14 protein-coding genes are annotated in these 19,580 nt (G+C 27.3%); 1 reads left to right on the top strand and 13 read right to left on the bottom strand.

What is annotated here, in order from left to right:
• Positions 1–263: 263 nt before the first annotated feature.
• The 4 genes from I4V51_RS02650 to I4V51_RS02665 form a co-directional block, all read right to left on the bottom strand.
• On the bottom strand, positions 264–2,864 hold the full coding sequence (locus tag I4V51_RS02650) for a tetratricopeptide repeat protein (RefSeq protein WP_195986787.1): 2,601 nt from the start codon (positions 2,862–2,864) through the stop codon (positions 264–266).
• Between the two features lie 152 nt (positions 2,865–3,016).
• Positions 3,017–3,739, bottom strand: a complete 723-nt coding sequence (locus I4V51_RS02655; RefSeq protein ID WP_195986788.1) for an amino acid ABC transporter ATP-binding protein — start codon at positions 3,737–3,739, stop codon at positions 3,017–3,019.
• Positions 3,726–4,406: an amino acid ABC transporter permease gene (locus I4V51_RS02660; RefSeq protein WP_195986789.1), complete on the bottom strand. Its 681-nt coding sequence runs from the start codon at positions 4,404–4,406 to the stop codon at positions 3,726–3,728. Before I4V51_RS02660 ends, I4V51_RS02655 begins: the two co-directional genes overlap by 14 nt.
• A 154-nt stretch (positions 4,407–4,560) precedes the next feature.
• Positions 4,561–5,421: a transporter substrate-binding domain-containing protein gene (locus I4V51_RS02665; RefSeq protein ID WP_195986790.1), complete on the bottom strand. Its 861-nt coding sequence runs from the start codon at positions 5,419–5,421 to the stop codon at positions 4,561–4,563.
• A 352-nt stretch (positions 5,422–5,773) separates the two neighbouring features.
• On the opposite strand from I4V51_RS02665, the gene I4V51_RS02670 reads away from it, so the two are divergent.
• Positions 5,774–6,856, top strand: coding sequence for a PRK06851 family protein (locus tag I4V51_RS02670; protein ID WP_195986791.1), 1,083 nt, complete (start codon positions 5,774–5,776; stop codon positions 6,854–6,856).
• A 60-nt stretch (positions 6,857–6,916) separates the two neighbouring features.
• Here I4V51_RS02670 and I4V51_RS02675 read toward each other — a convergent pair whose 3' ends face one another.
• The 9 genes from I4V51_RS02675 to I4V51_RS02715 form a co-directional block, all read right to left on the bottom strand.
• Entirely contained in the window at positions 6,917–10,423 is a 3,507-nt protein-coding gene (locus tag I4V51_RS02675) for a beta-N-acetylglucosaminidase domain-containing protein (protein ID WP_195986792.1), read from the bottom strand.
• A 688-nt stretch (positions 10,424–11,111) separates the two neighbouring features.
• Positions 11,112–11,918 carry an ABC transporter permease gene (locus I4V51_RS02680; protein WP_195986793.1) on the bottom strand — a complete coding sequence of 269 codons (807 nt, stop codon included), beginning with the start codon at positions 11,916–11,918 and terminating at the stop codon, positions 11,112–11,114.
• Positions 11,912–12,613 carry an ABC transporter ATP-binding protein gene (locus I4V51_RS02685; RefSeq protein ID WP_195986794.1) on the bottom strand — a complete coding sequence of 234 codons (702 nt, stop codon included), beginning with the start codon at positions 12,611–12,613 and terminating at the stop codon, positions 11,912–11,914. Before I4V51_RS02685 ends, I4V51_RS02680 begins: the two co-directional genes overlap by 7 nt.
• Entirely contained in the window at positions 12,613–12,981 is a 369-nt protein-coding gene (locus I4V51_RS02690) for a GntR family transcriptional regulator (protein ID WP_195986795.1), read from the bottom strand. Before I4V51_RS02690 ends, I4V51_RS02685 begins: the two co-directional genes overlap by 1 nt.
• Positions 12,982–13,178: 197 nt before the next feature.
• Entirely contained in the window at positions 13,179–14,453 is a 1,275-nt protein-coding gene (locus I4V51_RS02695; protein ID WP_195986796.1) for a 4Fe-4S binding protein, read from the bottom strand.
• 198 nt (positions 14,454–14,651) lie between these two features.
• Positions 14,652–15,170: a hypothetical protein gene (locus I4V51_RS02700; protein WP_195986797.1), complete on the bottom strand. Its 519-nt coding sequence runs from the start codon at positions 15,168–15,170 to the stop codon at positions 14,652–14,654.
• 160 nt (positions 15,171–15,330) lie between these two features.
• Entirely contained in the window at positions 15,331–15,966 is a 636-nt protein-coding gene (locus tag I4V51_RS02705) for a putative bacteriocin export ABC transporter (RefSeq protein ID WP_195986798.1), read from the bottom strand.
• A gap of 24 nt (positions 15,967–15,990) precedes the next feature.
• On the bottom strand, positions 15,991–18,186 hold the full coding sequence (locus tag I4V51_RS02710) for a DUF1430 domain-containing protein (RefSeq protein WP_195986799.1): 2,196 nt from the start codon (positions 18,184–18,186) through the stop codon (positions 15,991–15,993).
• A gap of 22 nt (positions 18,187–18,208) precedes the next feature.
• Positions 18,209–19,580, bottom strand: a 1,372-nt coding sequence (locus tag I4V51_RS02715; protein WP_195986800.1) for an extracellular solute-binding protein, incomplete at its 5' end; no start/stop codon positions are given.

A 19,580-nucleotide genomic window follows, 5' to 3' on the forward strand; every position in this document is an offset into this window, starting at 1 on the left:
CACTTTTTTGGAACCGTTTCTATTTTTACTTTGAACTCCCTTTATTTTTAAAGTAAATAGAGAAACAATAGTTAATGATTAATATATGCTATGTATATATTAATCATTAACTAAAAAAATTTATATGCTCATTCTTCTAACACTTAACATAAATTATAGTAATATAGCCTTTTCTCATTACTGAGATAACTCTATAATACTAACTTTTTTTACTGTGTATTTAAAATAAACGACGAGGTTTAATTTTTGCCTCGTCGTTTATTTTATTGAAGTCTTTCCTCAATCTTAATAACATTAAAATATATAGCCTTCTCTTGCAAATCATAATAAATTGTTTTATCTTGTGGTCTTCTAGTATTGTACCACTCAATTAAATCATTAATTACCTCATAAACTCCACAAATTATAAGCTTTCCAAGTTTTTTAACAATTATTAATTCCTCCACAGTAACTATTCCACTACTTTGAACTTCCTTTAATTTATCTTTTAAAAAAATATATTTACATTTGTTTACTCCTAAACTTTGTCCTTCCATTGAAATTTCAAATGCTTCTTTATATTTATTGTTTTCATTTAATTTATTATTATATAGATACGCTGCAAGCTGTCCATAGCACTCTAAATTACCAAGTTCTATTCCATCTCTATATAATTGTATAATCTCATCTTTATCTATATCTATTAAGCCCTGTTCCCCTAAATATCCCTTAATATATTTTGATGTTCCAACATCTATTTCTTTAATTTCATCAATTAATTCATATCCCTTTTCTTTGTTTTCCTCAACACCTATTCCCTTAAAACAATAATATACAAGCTTTTCTTTTCCCTTTAATGCATCTAAATCTATAAGCTTAAATACATAGTATATAGCTTTTATATCACTTCTTCTGCCTCCAATTCCCTTCTCATATATCTCTATTAATTTTTCTGTTGCTTCAATATCATTTTCTTTGGCTGCTTTTTCATACCATTTAATTGCTAAGTCTATATTTCTACTTAAAAATATTCCTAATTTATACCAATCTCCTAACTTAATCATGGCTTTAACATATTTAGTTTCAGCTGCTAAAGTATAGTAATAATAAGCTTTTTCATAATTTTGCTCTATTCCAATTCCCTTTTCATATATATATCCATACTTAAATATTGATTCCTTTAACTCATTTTCTACTCCAAATTTTATATAAGTTACAAGCTCATTTTTATTAACATCTTTTCCCTCTTTTATTTCAGTAATCATTATACAAGCTAAATAATCTGCTGCATAAGGTGAACCTAATTCATATGCCTCCTTTAATAAGGCTTTAACAATATCACTTGTCTTATCTCCAAATTTATTTAATCTATAATATGCAACTGCTAAAACATACATGGCATGAGGCTCTTTTTTAGCTGCTGCTATCTCCATATATTCCATTGCCTTTTCTAGATTTTTTTCAACGCATTCTCCATTGTAATATATTATTCCTAACCTTTGTGTACACTTTAAATTTCCCTCTTCATGTCCTTGTCCATATATTAAAATAGCTTGATTAATTAGCCCTTCATCTTCATATACTTTTCCAACCTTGAAATATATACTTCTATCGCCAAACTCAATTGCTTTGTTATATAGTTCTAATGCATTATATACATCTTTCTTTACATGAAGACCTTTTAAATACATTTCTGCGAGAGATTCTATACAGTTTGTGTCTAAAGATAAATACCCTTTACTTAAATAGTAATATGCCTTTTTATAATTAACTTCTAAGCATATACCTTCTAAATAAGATCTTCCTATTATATAGTAAGCATCCTCATAATCATTTTCTGCCGCTCTCTCAACCCAATAATATGCACTTACTAGATTTTCCTCGCATCCCTCTCCATTTTTATACATTAATGATAAAGCATATTGTGATGCTGGTAGGTTGTTTTCAGCAGCTTTCTTATGCCACTTAAAGGCTTTTTCCTCATCTTTATCTACACCCAAGCCATTATAATAAGCACGTCCTAATTGATAATATGCACCTACATAGTCATTTTCTGCACTCTTTTGAAACCACATAAATGCTTTGTTATTATCCTTAATAACTCCATTTCCTTCTGAAAATAATACACCTAAGGAATATTGTGCAAAAGCATTCCCCTTTATTGCAGCTTTATAATACCATTGATATGCAATTTCATAATTTTTACTTACGCCTATACCTTTATCATAAAATAACCCAAGATAAGTTTCTGCATATTCATCCTTAAATTTTGCTGCATCTAAAAAATATTTATAGGCTTTTTTACTATCTTTTTTAACACCTCTGCCAAAATAATAATTCTCACCTTTTTCAAGAAGCAAACGAACCATCTCTTCTTTAGCTGGAGATTCTTCTACTATATTTTCAACATTTTTTCCTGCAACTTTTTCTATATCATTTTTTTTCTCTGGCAAATACTTTTTAAATATCTCTTTTTCCGATTCTAATAAACCTCCTAATATTAAAGAATAGTTTTCTTCACCATAATTAGTAACAAACCAAGCTAAAATCTCATATAACATTTTCATTTCTGAAAGTTCATCTTCAGAAGCTGTACATTTAGAATAGTTTACTCTAATCTTCTCAGCCCATAATCTAATCTTTTCTAATATATCAGCGGGTATTATATTTATTTCTTTTAGTAGCCTTAATCTTTTTTCCCAATTAAGCTTCTCATCATATAATATATTATTTTTCTTATATATATAATAAATAATATCACCAATTATAGCATTAATACTTTCCTCTATATCATCATGAGTTGTCTTTTTCTTTAACTCTTCTATATCTTCATATATATCCCTAAACTCTAGCTTTAAGAAATCATAACTAAAGATTTTGTTCATATATCCTCCAATGTTATTACTTCTACTATTAGTTTATTATATGGTTAATGTCTTTATTACGCATCAATTGTAATAAAAAATGCCTTTTAGGCAAATAAAACTCCCAGTATCCATAGGATACTGGGAGTTTTTTATTACCTTAAAGATATTAATTATAATACCTTTGATAAAAAGTCTATTGTTCTTGAATTTTGGGGATTTAGGAATATTTCTTCTGGAGTTCCTTGCTCTACTATATTCCCATTATCCATAAATAAAATTCTATCTCCAACCTCTCTTGCAAAGCCCATTTCATGAGTAACAACTACCATTGTCATTCCTTCTTTTGCAAGATCTTTCATAACACTTAAAACTTCACCAACCATTTCTGGATCTAATGCAGAAGTTGGTTCATCAAATAGCATAACATCTGGTTCCATAGCTAGCGCTCTTGCTATTGCTATTCTTTGCTTTTGTCCACCTGAAAGTGATGATGGATAAGCTTTTGCCTTATCAGTTAATCCAACTCTCTCAAGTAATTCCATTGCCTTTTTTTCTGCTTGTTCTTTACTAATTCCTTTAACCTTAACTGGAGCTATAGTTAAATTTTGTAACACTGTCTTATGTGGGAAAAGATTAAATTGTTGGAATACCATTCCCATTTTTTCTCTTATTTTATTTATATCTACTTTTTTATCTGTAATATCATTACCTTCAAATATTATTTGTCCTGAAGTTGGTTCTTCTAATAGATTTAAACATCTTAAGAATGTACTCTTTCCTGAACCTGATGGACCTATTACAACTACAACTTCACCCTTCTCAATATGCTCATCTATACCTTTTAAAACATCATTTTTTCCAAAACTTTTATAAAGATTATTAACGTGAATCACTTTTTTTCATTCTCCTTTCTATAAGAGATATAATTCTACCTAATGTAAATGTCATAATAAAGTAGAATCCTGCTGCTACTATATATGGCTCTAAACCTCTATATGTAGAACCTACTACAACCTTCGATGCAAACATAAGCTCATTAACCCCTATTATTGAAGCCATTGATGATTCCTTAATTATTGCAACGAATTCATTTCCGATTGCCGGTAATATATTTTTAACAGCTTGAGGTATTACTATTAAAACCATTGCTGTACTTTTTCTCATTCCTAAACTTCTTGCAGCTTCCATTTGTCCTTTATCCACCGCTTCTATACCTGCTCTTACAATTTCTGATACATATGCTGCTGAATTTAGTGCAATTGCTATTATTGCTGATGTAAATGGACTTAAATCTATTCCAAAGAACATCTTAGAACCAGCATACATAATTAAGATTTGTAATAGCATTGGAGTTCCTCTAATTATTTCAATATAAACTACTGCTATTATTTTTAAAGGCTTGATCTTCCAAATATGAAAGTTTGAAGTCTTCATAAAGAATAATAAAGAACCAAATAATGCCCCAAAAAGTACTGTAATTAAAGAAATTAATAATGTATATTTAACACCCTCTAAATAATAAGGCATATAATCTGGCACGAAACTAAAATCAAAATTCATTTTTTTATCCCCCTCTTTTTTATATAAAATTTACTATTTAGCAGAGCCTTGCCCCATTAGGCTCTGCTATAACTAAATTTTATAATTTATTCTAAAGTTTATTCTTACTAAAATAGCCCCAATTTAGTAAACAAAACTCTACAATCTAATTTAACTATTCATCTTCTCCAACTATTTTTACACTTCCAGCTAATTCATTAGCTTTTACTATATACTCGTCCATCTTTCCAGTTTCATTTAACTCTTTAATAACTTCATTTACTTTAGCTAATAGTTGTTCATTATTTTTAGCAACACCTACTGCATTTCCACCTGTCTTTTCTTCGTATGTTGGCTCTCCAACTGCTAATTCTGGGTTAGTTTTAACTGCCATTTCTGCAACTGGCTTTTCCATAACTATTGCATCAACTTTTCCAGCTTTTAATTCTAAAATTAAGTTATTAACGTTAGCTAATTGTTGTAAATCAGCATTTGGAATTTCAGCTTTTGCAATTTGCTCTTGAGTAGAACCTAATTGAACACCAACTTTTGATCCTTCTAAATCCTTAAATGTCTTAAACTTGTCCGCATCTTCTGATCTTACTAATATTCCATGTTTTGAGTTATAATAAACTTCTGAGAAATCTACTACTTTAGCTCTTTCTTCAGTAGGATTCATACCTGAAATTACTAAATCAACTTTTCCTGCAGGTAATGCTGCTACTAACGCATCAAAGTCCATTTCTTGAATTACTAAATCAACTCCTAATGCATCTGCAATTTCATTAGCTATATCTACATCGAATCCCCCAACAACATCTTTTCCATTTTCATCTATATAGTGGAATTCATAAGGTGCATAATCTGCACTCATTCCAACAACTACTTTTCCCTTTTCTTGAATTGTATCTAATAAATCTTTCCCTTTATTTCCAGCTGCAGTTTTGTTATCAGATGCCCCACATCCAACAAACCCCATAGTCATTATTCCTAATAATGCACATGCAACTACTTTTTTAATTAATCCTTTTTTCATATTTAAATCCCCCTTATCATTCCTTGTAAAACATTTCCTTGACTATGGTATAATTATACACCATATAATCATATTTATGCAATAGTTTTTTATATTTTTTATTATTTTTTATATTTATGCATAAATACTATATTTTCAATGAATATTTTTAGGGTTTTTGCGCTTTTTTATAAATACAAAATGTATATTTTTTATTAACACTTTATTTTTTTATACATATTTTTTGCATAAAACTCTATTTCTATTTATTAAATATTAAAGTCTTTGAAAATATTTATTTTATTTTGTCCATTTTTTCGTACATATTGAATAAAATATTATGAACAACTTATATTTATTTAGGAGTGATTTAATGTCTACATTAAAGGAAAGACATCTTTTCCCAGGTGGAAATACTTCAAAAGGGTTCTATTCATTTTATAGATATGTACTTCCACAAGATGATGCAAAACGCATCCTTTGTATAAAAGGAGGCCCTGGAACTGGTAAATCTCAATTAATGAAAAAGATTGGAGCTCACTTTAGCCAAAAAGGCTACACAATTGAATATCATCATTGTTCTTCTGATCCTAATTCTTTAGATGGAGTTTTAGTTAAAGAATTAAACATAGCTTTACTAGATGGTACTTCACCGCATATAGTTGATCCTATTAATCCCGGCGCTGTAGATGAAATACTCAATATGGGTGATGCCCTTGATATGGATATGCTTGCTAAAAAGAAAAGAGAAATAATATCTTTAAACAAAGAAATAGGTAAAAACTTTAAAAGAGCTTATAGATTCTTAGGTTCAGCTAAGTGTATTCATGATGATTGGAGTAATTTAAATTATGAAACTCTAGATTCTAATAAAATTTCTAATCTTCTTGAAAATTTGAAAAATAATATTTTTAAAACTGATAAGATAGGCTACGGTAATGAACGTCATTTATTTGCTACTGCAATTACTCCTGATGGAATAATTACTTATGCAGATTCTTTAAGCGCTGATTTTAAGAAAAAGTATGTTTTAAATGGTGGACCTGGATTTGGTAAAACTGATATTTTGAAATTTATAGGTAGTTGTGGTCAAAAGAAAGGTTATTTCATTGAATATATGCATGATCCTTTTGTTCCTGAACGTATCGAGCATATATTTATTCCTGAAGTTTCTACTTGTATTATAACTAATAATGAAATTAATCAAGCTAATTATACTGGTATAGACTATAGTCTTCTTGATTACACTAAGTTTAGCCTATCTAGTGATAAACTTGATGATATAAAATATAATTCCGAGTTATTTTATAATTTAGTTAATAAAGGTATTTCTTTAATCCATAATGCTCATTTATTACATGATGAATTAGAAGCTTATTATATTAAAGCGATGGACTTCTCTGCTGCTGATGATATTTATGATAAAGTTATTAAAAAGCTAGAAAAATATGAATAGTTAAAATAAAACAGGCACTACACGTTATATCACTTGTAGTGCCCATTTTTTTAGATTAGATTATTTATTTTTCTTTTTTAGAGTTAATACACCAGCTGTTGAAAGTATTCCACTTATTGCAAGTGCTACTGCTGCTGCTTCTGATCCTGTGTTAGGTAATTTACCTGGCTTATTACTTCCGTTATTTGTTGGAGGTACTGGTTTAACATCTTCGCTAGGTTTATTTCCTTCACCTGGTTTATTGTCTTCTCCTGGCTTATTATCGCCTTCTGGTTTATTATCTTCACCTGGAGTTGTTGGATTCTCAACTAAAGAATCTATTGCTTTTGTTAAAGCTGCTACAGCTTCATCTACTTCTTCTTGAGTAGCTTCTGGATTTGCCATTACTTTCTTAGCATTTACTAATACTTCTTGTAATGCTGCCCATGTTGCTTCTGTATAGCTATCAGCCTTAAGAGCTTCTGCTTTAGCAATTAAAGAATTTAATTCTTCTTTATTAACTTCAGAAACTTCTTTCTTTGTTGAAGTTCCTATTTCATGAATAGTTGGAGCAACCCCATCCCATGCAATCTTTATTTCAAATACATTATTTAAGTTAGATGTATCAAATGTATTTACTGCTTTAGATAAAGTACCAACTTCATTCCATCCACTTTCATTTCTTACAGAAACAACTGCATCTGAAGTAGTTGATGGGTTTTGTATTACTGTAAATTGAGTTATATCTGTGTTTTCAGAAATTTTGTATACAAGACTTCCTGTTTTTGGAGCATTTACTTGTGGTTTAAATGCTGTACTTAATTTACCATCTATTAATTTAGCTGGCTCAAATTTAGCTTCTGCAGCTGGTCTAATATCAAATGTAACATCATTATTTGAATATTCTAATGCTAAATTTGTAACATTAAATTTAACTGCATCTTTTCCATTGTTTATTAAACGAACATATCTTGCTGCAACAGTTTTTGTTGTATCTTCTACAGCTGTCCATTCAACACCGTTAATAGAAGTTTCTAATGTTAACTTATCACTGTTTGTAATCTCTGAAGTAATATTTGTTAATTCTCTAATTTTATTTAATTTAATACCAACATATTGCCCTTCAGCTAATGTAATATCATTTAAACCTGTAAGTGTTGCATTAGATGGTAAAATATCAACTTTATTTTCTGCTAATGCTTCAACATTTGTGTAAACATTTCTTATTATATGATCTGCATCATCTTTGTTTATTGAGAATTCACGAACTGATATCCAGTTATTTAAAATTTCACCAGTTGGAATAGCTCTTACATATTTAGCTGTTACATTTAAATTATCTATAACTATTTTTTGAAGGTTTGGACCATATGCTTCACCATTTAAATCAGTCCAATTTTTACCGTCCATAGAGTATTGGAATTTAACATAGTTAAATCCGTCTCCAGCTCCTGGCTCACCATGTTCAAAGATTATGTTATTAATTTCTGTTGGTTGATTTAATTCTACAGCAACATAATCTCCTTCTTTAGCAGCTCCACGTACCCACATACAAGATAATCTAGCATTATCTCCATCTACTATATTTTGAATGTGTCCCCAATATAAGCTTGGTCCCATATTTGTATATGGTAAAAGTGTTAATATATTTGTATCTGGATTTATTGTTTGATTAACTTTTTCACTAATTATTCTTGATAAATCTTTTGCAAATGGTATTAATTCTTTTGTACCTGGTTCTGGTCTAGTTTGTCCATCATTTATTGCAGGAACTCTATGAGTTCTTGAAGCAGTATATTCTTCTTCACCTTGTACATAATACTTCATTGCTTCATCATAGTTACCTTTTTCTAAAGCAACTGCTGAATTTACATATGCAATTGTTGATTCAGCTATATCTCTTAATGAATCAACCCAACCTTTAATTTCATTCTTTAATAATTCATTTTTAGATTTTTGTGCAAAACTATTTGTAGCATTTAAAATTTCTTGATATTCAGCTAAAACAACTTTGCTATATTCTAAAATAGATTCTCCAGCGAATAATTTTCTTCTAAACTCTTCGATAACTGGTCTTATTTCTTCAGATTCTTCTAAAGCTAATCCATGCCAGTTTGGAGATGGGTCACTCATGTGCTTAGCAAATGTATATAATTCTTCAGATGCATCTTCATCTATATATTTGAAAGAATCTTGCCAACTCTTATCCATATCAAAGTCTGCTCTGTTCCAACCATAGTCAGCTATTGCAAATAATGCTACCTTTGAAGCTTGTGCTTCTTGCATTGGGTTAGTTACTATACCTTTAAAGTTATTAACTTCAGGATCTAACATTTCACCTTTACCCATTAATAATCTCTTTGAGTTAATATCATTAACTGGCCAGTTTAACCACATGAATGCTTGACGTCCAACTGCTTCTTCAAAGAATTCAAAAGTATCTTGAGTTACATAACCAAGAATTACGTCACCTGTCCACATGATATCAACAGTTTCTGGCATTGTACCTATAGTCTTTAAGTAAGCATTGTTAACATCCCCACCAGCAGACTCTTTTGTATATACTTTAGGAACGAAGATTAAATTGTATACATCTTTTTTAGATAATCTCCACTCTTCTAAATCTTCCATAAGCTTTACTTGGTTTGATTCATCACCTTCAGCATCATCTGCAAGTACACCAAATTGACGTACACCTATGCTGTATAATTGTTCAAACTTAGCAATAATTTTTTCTAATTCAGCTTGATATGCTTCTTCTGTTGAGAAGTCCATTCCATCCTTTAAGAATGGGTGAATTGTCCATATGAATTTATTTTTTGTTGCAGTACCAACATCAACTAGCTCTTTTATTTCAGCTAATTTTTCATCTGGATATAATTCTCTCCACTTAAGGCTGTGATATTCATCATCTTTTGGTGCAAAGATATAAGCATTCATCTTAAAGTCTCCACCAAACTCCATTAAGCTCTTTCTGTTTTCATTGCTCCATGGAATACCATAATATCCTTCAATGAATCCTCTCCATTGACCATCAGAAAAATCTTTAATTACTAAATTTCTGATTTCAGATCCTTCTAATTGTTTAAATATTAATTTTAAAGTTGTGATTCCATAAAAAGCAGCATCTGTATCTTTTCCTAAAACAGCTACTACATTATCTTTTACTGATACTATATGAGAATCAAAGTTCTCAAAATGAGTATTATCATTTAAATTATTTTCTGTAAAATAATTATCTACAACTCCATTTGAATTATGTAACCCAACTAAAAAGTTTGTTTTATCACTTTTTACTTCTGTAGTTACTTCATATGAAATATTTTTAATAGTTAATACTTCTATTAATCTATTTTTTGTAGCCTCATCAATACCTTCTTCAAAAATAACATTTACGTCGTTACCTAAGTTTAATGTCCCGGCATTGTATTCTACACTTTGAGGTATAGGATATATTTCATATCCTGAATCTTGTTTTTCTATGGCTTGTACATCTTGTAAGAATAGATTTGGTAGTAATGCAACTAACATAACTAGCGTCATTACTTTAGCCATAAGTTTCTTTAAATTTTGAGCTTTTAATTTCATTCTCAAAATTCCCCCTTTGTTATTATTAATCTATTGCATAACCCATAAAATATTGTTTTATGAGGTTTTACAAACTCATCTTTTCAAGCTTCTCCCACAATAATTTAATTTATTTCTTTAAAAAATATTAAATAAAATAGAAAATTAATAGGAATTCCCTTGAAAGTAAATTTAAATTAATTATCTTTTGCTTACATATATTAAAATATTGATAAATACTTAAACAAGATAATCTAAGTTAACTATAAATATCTATATTAAAGAGATAATCTCAATAGTTCTGCTATGTAGGATACAATTATCTCCTACTCTATTATTTGATAAAAATGATATACCAACTCTGTTTATCAATTAAATTTGATTTAACAAATATAACTCAACTAATAGTTATATTAATAGCTATCTATATAAACAAAACCTCAAATATATTATCTATAAAAAATCTTATATTGAGACTTTTATAACTTCTTACCTTAAATTCTAGAGTCAGTTCTGCAATTACTAATATAATTTATCTATAGAATCTTAATTTTAAGAATAAAAAAAAGCTGAAAAGGACATAATAATCCTTTTCAGCTAATGCTCAATAGTTATTGATAGCACGCTAAATTTAACTTCTGTATTTTATTACTACCATTCTACTATACAAATTATAACATTTCAACTACTTATATTATTTTTTTTTACATTATTCTAAATTTAACTTTTTACTTAAAATATAGTTTGAAATTACAAAGTATATTATTGCAAAAGCTGCAACTATTATTGTTGATCCTATTAATATCATATGAAGTTGCTCAAATGGAAACCCCTCTAAATTTGTTCCTGAATAACCAAAACTTAACATAGTTGGTACTTGTATTATAGTTGATATTATATTAGTAGCAATATTTAAAACTATAAATGCGCCAAATGAAGCTAGTATTTTTCCCTTTTGAAATAAACTTCCTATAGATAATGATGCATATATCATTAATATTGAACTTAATCCACCTATAAGCATCATTAATATAAGTTCTATACAATATAAGATGCCATTGGCTCCAATACTAGTATTAATACTAGTAAATACTTCTGGAATTACTGATATAATCTCTGAAATTATTCCTTTTTGATAAGCTAATATTATGACTGAAATAATTGAAACTATACCACTTGCTATTGTCCATACTAAAGCTACTATAAGCTTACTTAAAATATTCTTCCATGGTTTAACTGGAATTGTGTTCATTAAATATCCTTCATCACATAATAAATTAGTACGATATCTTTGAATTATTATAAATAACGTTACTACAAATATAGCTACCATAGTTGAAATATAAACTATCATACCAATTACTCGTGGTAAATTACCAAGAATAGTATCATTATTATTAAAAAAGTCACCCATAAATATCTTATTTATAAGAGCAAATATTATTAATGCACCATAAAGTGGAATTAATATTCTTGCTGTTGCCTTAAACTCATACTTCATTAACTTTCCTAACATTTAAATACCTCCCTAAATAAGCTATCAATACTCTTACCTTCTTTATCTCTAATCTCATCTACACTCTTAGAAAGATATACTTCACCATTTGATATAAAAATTACATCCTCTAATATTTTTTCTATATCTGAAATCAAATGAGTTGAAATTACAATTGTTGAATTTTCATTATAATTTTTTATAATTGTGTTTAATATATAATCTCTAGCAGCTGGGTCAACCCCTGCTATAGGTTCATCTAATAAATATAAATCAGCCTCTCTACTCATCACTAATATTAACTGAACTTTTTCCTTTGTCCCCTTAGACATAGACTTAAGTTTATCCTCAGCATTAATATTTAATTTTTTAAGCATATCATAGGCTTTTTCTGAATTAAAATCTTCATAGAAATCAGAGAAGAAATTTATTATATCTACTACCTTCATCCAATCATTTAAATAAGTTCTTTCCGGTAAGTATGATACTATTTTCTTAGTTTCAACACCTGGCTTCATTCCTCCAATTAATATTTCTCCACTTGATGGAGTTAAAAGACCATTAGCTAATTTTATTAGTGTACTTTTTCCACTCCCATTAGGTCCAAGTAATCCTACTATACGTCCTCTATTTATAGTTAGATCTATTCCTTTTAATGCAGTTTTAGATCCATAACTTTTAACTAATCCCTTACACTCTAATATTGAATCCCCCATTATTCCATCTCCTTCATAACATCTTTTAATGTATTCAATAATTTCTCCTTATCAAAGCCTATTTTTTGCATCTTTTCTAAGAACTCTTTAATTTCATCTTTTGCTAAGGTTGTTTGCATTTCTTTAATCATATTACAATCCTCCGTTACAAATCTCCCACTTGTTCTTACGCTATAAACTAATCCTATTCTTTCTAACTCTGTTAAAGCTTTTTGCATAGTATTAGGATTTACAGTAGCTTCACTTGATAAGTCTCTTACTGAAGGAAGCTTTTCACCTATCTTATACTCACCTGATACTATTTTAAATGTAATTTTTTCAACTAGCTGAGTATAAATAGGTCTGTTATCTTTAAATTCCCATGACATAGTATCAACTCCCACTCTTGTATTATTGTATTACGTCCTTAATACAATAATATTACTTAGCTTATTCTTTGTCAATATTTTTATCAAATAAAAAAATGACTTTTAATAAAAGTCATTTTAAATACTTTATATTCACTATATTAATTTAAAAACCTTATAGCCTTTCTCACTAACTATTACTATCTGTTATTATAAGATTATTTATTATCTAATAATTTATCTAAATATACTGATTTCATTTGCTCACTTGCCATTGCCTTCTTTACTGGTGAAAGCTTTAATATTGATGATAATATTGCTGCCATTGCCCTATGACTTGTTAAACCTCTATTATCAAAAATAAGATTTGGTAACTGACCTTTTTCAATTGCCATAAGTACAACTCTGTGAACTGATGTTGCTGGAGTTATTACTCTCTTTTCTCTTGATTTAAGCATAATACTATTATTAAAACAGTTTCTTACACACACTCCACAACCTAAGCATAAGTCTTTATCAACTTCTGCTACTATTTTCTCCATTGCTGTACCTTCATTTATAACAACTCTCTTAATAGCTCCAACAGGGCATTCTTTTATACATTTTCCGCAATTTACACATGTATCTTTATTTACTTCTGCAATAAAGTTAGTTGTTTCTACTGGATGCATTACTCCAAATTTTTTAGCTGCAAGCATAGCTTCACAGCAACATCCACAACAATTACAAATGAAATTTACGCCCTTTCTAACATTCTCCCCACATTGTACTAGGTTACTTTCATATGCTAAGTCTAAAAGTTCTAAGCATTCTGATACATCAACCTTTCTTGCATGGCCATATTTAATTAATGATGATGCTGTACCATTAAAAGTCATGCATATATCCATAGGTGAATCACACGCCTTCCCCATATGCTGCATCTTATGCCTGCAATAACACATACTAATCCCTATATCACTTGCTGTTTTTATAATATGTGAAGCTCTTTCATAATCTAAAATCTCTACTAAATTATCATTTTTAAGTACTTTTTCTTGTACATATACTCTACCTAACTTAGTTTCTGTACTGTAAAATAAGTCTTTTATAAAATCCTCTTCTACATTTAAATATTGATAATATAATTCTGCTAATAAATTTTGATCTATGTCTCCCCTAGTTCTCATCATACTAAATTCTAAAAATCCAGCCATTGGTGGAGGTAATAAAAATGTCCTTTTACCTTCATGCTCCATATCTAATAAAATAGCTCTACTTGCTAATTTATTTAATATTTTCTCAGCTTCTACTGGCTTTACACTCCAAATCTTTGCAGCCTTTTCTATAGTAAATGCTTGTATTGGGAGTTGTGCGACTAGTTCAGCTTCCCTTTCATCGAAAAGTACTTTTAATATTTTATAAAGTGTTTCTGAGGCAGGGGCCCCTTGTGGGAATCTATTTAATCTTTCTTCTAAGCTTTTGTATGCTGATTTTCCAACTACATGTGACATTATATCAATATCCTCCATTTAAAACCTATAATCTTTACTATTATTTACAATTATTTTCTATCTTAATTAAATTTATTCATACTCTTGTTAATTGATATTTAAAAATATTATTTTCTTATAAATAAATAACAGTCAGATATATTATCTACTAAATAGCAATTAATATATCTGACTGTTATTTAAAAACTTATTATATTTTTATTTTTGCATAGCGTCATAATTCTTCCAAATTTGATATCCATCTTCTTTAGCATAGTTTGTATAAACTAATGTATTATCACTTTCATCTTCATATACTGTTAAGCTTTGAACAAATCGAAATGCTGCATCACTATCATTAGAAACCCCTTCCATAATTCCACCAAATGCACTTATTCCACCTAATTTATTCAATTCTTTAGGTACTTTTTTTTCACTAACTTCACTATCAAAATAATAGGCTGTATCACCTATTACTATATATGGTAAAATAATTCCATCTTCACTCAATACAACCTTATATGTACTATTTTCACTTACAAAGAATTTTTCATTTTCTGTATCTAATAATTCTGCACTACCATCAGCGAAATAATTTTCTAAAGTTGCTCCCTTTTCAAGATATTCATCTATTGAACATTTATCTTTAAGCTGACTTTCATCAACTACTTTATTACCACATGAAACTAACGTAAATATGGATACTCCTAACATAATCGATATTAATATTTTTTTCATAAAATCCCCCTAATTTTAACCCATAATCTTCTATACAACTATGGTACCACATAAATTTAATACAAAAATTAACATTTCTTTAACTTTAAGAGAATTTATTTTAAATTTTATAGACTTACGGGGTCAATCTTATATTCGATTGACCCCGTAGGTAGATTTTTTATAATTCTTTTATATTTACTTCTCTGTTGCACATATTAGCTACTATTCTATCATGTGTTACAAGTACAATAGTCTTTCCTTCATCATTTAATTGCTTTAACAACTTTAGTATTATATCTCTATTATCTTCATCTAAAGATCCCGTAGGCTCATCAGCTAGTATAATCTCCTTTTCCTTTAACATTAATCTTGCTAAAGCAACACGCTGCTGCTCTCCACCACTTAATTCAAATATCTTATTATTTAATTTATCTAATAATCCTACCCTCTCTAAAGCTTCTTCCTTTAACCTCTTCTTATTTTTATTTTTAACATACTCTAAAGCAATATCTAAGTTTTTACTTACCGTATAATTATCTACTAAAGCATAATTTTGAAATAAATATCCTATATTATCCCTAAATAATTTTAGTTTTACCTTTTCTTTATCAAATGGATTTTTATTACTACATATTACTACTTCTCCTGAATCCGGCTTGTCTATCAACCCAATAATATTTAACAATGTACTTTTACCTATACCACTAGGCCCTGTTATTGCTACCATTTCCCCTTTTTTAATTAATAAATCTAAGTTCTTAAATAAATATCTATTACTATAGCTTTTATTTATATTTTTTAATTCTATAATCATCTCAATATCCCTCAGCTTTAATCTTTATTTTGTTTTTAAAACACTTAATATCTCATCATTCTCTATATTTTTTAGTACTACATATATAATTAATATTTCTAATATTGCAAGAGAAATTATTATTTTTAATCCTTCTAAAGTAGATGACATTCCTAAAATATATCCTCCTATTAAAATTATCCCCCAAGTTCCTACTATTAATAAGATAAATTTATTATGTCGCCTTATATATGAATATCCATTTATCCTTTTTATGGCATTAATATATTTATTTCTTTGTATATAATTTATTATTATATATACTGTTAATAATATTTCTAAAATTAAAATTATTATCATTGAAATAATATATTCATTAATTGTGTTTTCTAATTTATAAATATATGAATCAACCTCGCTATATAATGTATTTGCACTAAGTATATCTTTTTCCATATTTAATTTTTTTATATCATCTTCTATTTTAGAGTAAGCACTTCCCTCCATACTTCCATCAACTTTTGCAAAGAAATTTCCACCACTTATAAAACTTAGATAACTATCTGACCCAATATTTTCTGAGTTTATTACAATATGAATAGCATCTTTAATAGAGTTTTGATTTTCTTCTTCTAGTTCTGGATTATATAAAAATGATTCTTGTCCATTTTTAGTATATATAATTTCAATTTTTATATCTGGGTGTTCAATTTTTTCAATATTCATATATTCACTATAAATATCTTCATTTATAAATCTCCTAAACTGATATATTTCTTTATATAGCTCTAACAACTCATCTTTAACTTCATTATACTTTTCTGGAACTAATATAATTAAATAATCTCCATACTCATCTTCTATAAAAATTTCGTTACCATTTACATCGTATATTGGATTTTGCCTTAAATATTCTGCATTTACTTCTAAAGCATTCCCGTCAATAGGATCATATTCTTTTCTATTTTCTAATATTTCTTTTTCATAAAACCTATTGTATAAAATATAGTTTGAAGGAGAAATAAGAAGTCCGCCCTTATCATTATAGTATTTAAAAAAATCCTTACACCTTAATCCTTGATTATAATTCCAAGTTATTTGTTCCATATTCCTATATTTATCACTCATATTAACATATACATAATTATTGGTGGTTTTCCATTTTTCTAAATTTTTGTTTTGATATATTAAACTATTGTAACTACCTAGTAAATTTATTATTATTGCTACTAACACAATAGAAAATGATAACTTACTAATATAATTTAAACTTTGAATAAGTACCATTGGCTTTTTATTATTTAACATATTTTTTATTTTTATATTATCTATATTTAACGACACTACCATTTCTATAAATATTAAAGTCACTGAAAACATTATTAATACAATAATTAAATTTTTAAAGTAATCTAATACATAATTTAATTTATTATAATAATATAAGTACACACCTACTATTAAAACTGATATCACTAATGTTTCACAATGCATTATTAATATTTCTTTAAATAAATCCTTGAATATTATTTTACTATCTGAATGTCCTAACATTTTTTTTATAGCAAACTCTTTATACCTGAAGATTATATAATATATAAAAGCTAGCAAAACTGATATTAGTAATATTAAAGCTAGTATTAAATACTTTACTTCTATAGTGTTTAATATACTATCTCCATTGGTTATACTACCTCCCTCTCCATCATACAATTTACATTTTAGCCTATCTGTAAATTCCACCTTTATACTTTCAAATTTATTTATATCATCCGTTTGAATTAAATATTCCCCTATAACATTTTCATTTACAGCTTCATTTAATCCTTTTATTTTTATAATTAAATCTCTATTAAAAACTCCAATTTCTTTATTTTCTGATGTTAAATATCCTCCACTTAAAATTAAATTTTCACTTGAACCATTATATTTAATATCAAATTTATCTTTTAATCTATTTTCATCTGCTAAAGCAGTGTATACAGTTATTATCACATCCTCTGAATCTGTTAACTGATTATATACTATTTTATAAATATTTATACCTATATCCTTACTTAGTTTATCTATTTCATTTAATAGATTTTCATTATCTATGCTATTTTCAAATTCATCTATTCTTATACTTTTTACCTTACTTGTATATATTGATTCTAATTCATTAATAGAATATACTTGTAAATATATAAATGAAACTAATAAATAACTAATAGTTAATATTCCTATAATTATTTTTTTCATAAATTCTCACTTTCCTTTTCCCCTATTCAGATAAATAAATTTCTAAATTATCATTTATTTTATTTATAGCCTCTTCAATATTTATATCCCCTTTAATATAGCTTATAAATTCATTCTTAACTCTTTCTAAAATAATACTATTACTATTAATAACCTTATTTAGTGAAGAAATATAATTTGTTATATTTTCAATATCATTCTCTGTTAGTTTTATTGATTCTAAAGAATCACCTTCACCATTTTCATCCATAATGACAACTCCAGAGTCATAATCTTTAATTTCATATAAATTATTTTTTAAAACATCTTTATTAACTGATAAATTGCTAAGTTCTGTGTTATAAAAGCCTCCATTTAATATTGAATTAACAAATTCTTTAGCTATATCTTTATTTTTAGAATTTGAATTTACCGAAATAATATTTTTTGCTTTAAAATAACTCTCATTATTATTATTCCATACTGAATATTCACAATTATATTGATTCTTGACTCCACTTAAAAATAAAATATCATTATAACTATTTATATTAGAAATATTTATATCTGCATTTTTATGAACTAAATATAACGCAAGAAAATTGTCTATATATTGCCTGTTATCCTTAATAATCTCTTCTTCATAATCTGATAAATTGGTAACTGTTAAATCATAAATTTTTTTAAGCTTATTTAATGAATCCTTTATAGCTTCAACATTTAAACTTTTATCAGCTCTTAATATATTAGTAGATATACTATCATAAAAGGTATCAACGACTTCTTCTGCGGATGATATATTTAAGATTATTTCTTCGTCATTTATATTTTCTTCACACTTTAAAATTAAAGAATTTAGATCTTTTATATCAGATACATCTTGTCCTATAATTATTGGAATACTAAAAGCTGTAGGAATAGAATATATATTTCCATCCTTCTCATACTCCATAATTATATTATCAAATAAATTTTCTTTATTTTTATCAACTATGTCATTTAGATTTTCTAGTATTTCTTTCTCAATATAGCTATCTGTATTTAAGTAATCTAAAAATAAAATATCTGGACCCTTACCATTCAAAAGTTCTATATTTAAAGCTAATATAGCATCATTTTCATTTATGTCATTATTTTCTGATATACCATATCTATATTCAAAAGATATATTTGAATAACTTTCCTTAAAATTTAAAACATAATTTTCAATAGTTTCATTTTCATATAATGAATAAATAACGAATTCATTTTTATGCCCTTTTTGAATTAAGCTATTTTTCATTCCTTCATCTCTAAAGGAATATTTATATATAGTATAACTACTATTATTCCTTCCATAAGCTAATATATTATTATCATCTATTATTAAAAATTTATTTAATTCTATATTTGTATTATTTAACTGAGTATTATAT

The sequence above is a fragment of the Clostridium sp. D53t1_180928_C8 genome (genome assembly GCF_015667795.1).
Taxonomy (GTDB): Bacteria; Bacillota; Clostridia; order Clostridiales; family Clostridiaceae; genus Clostridium.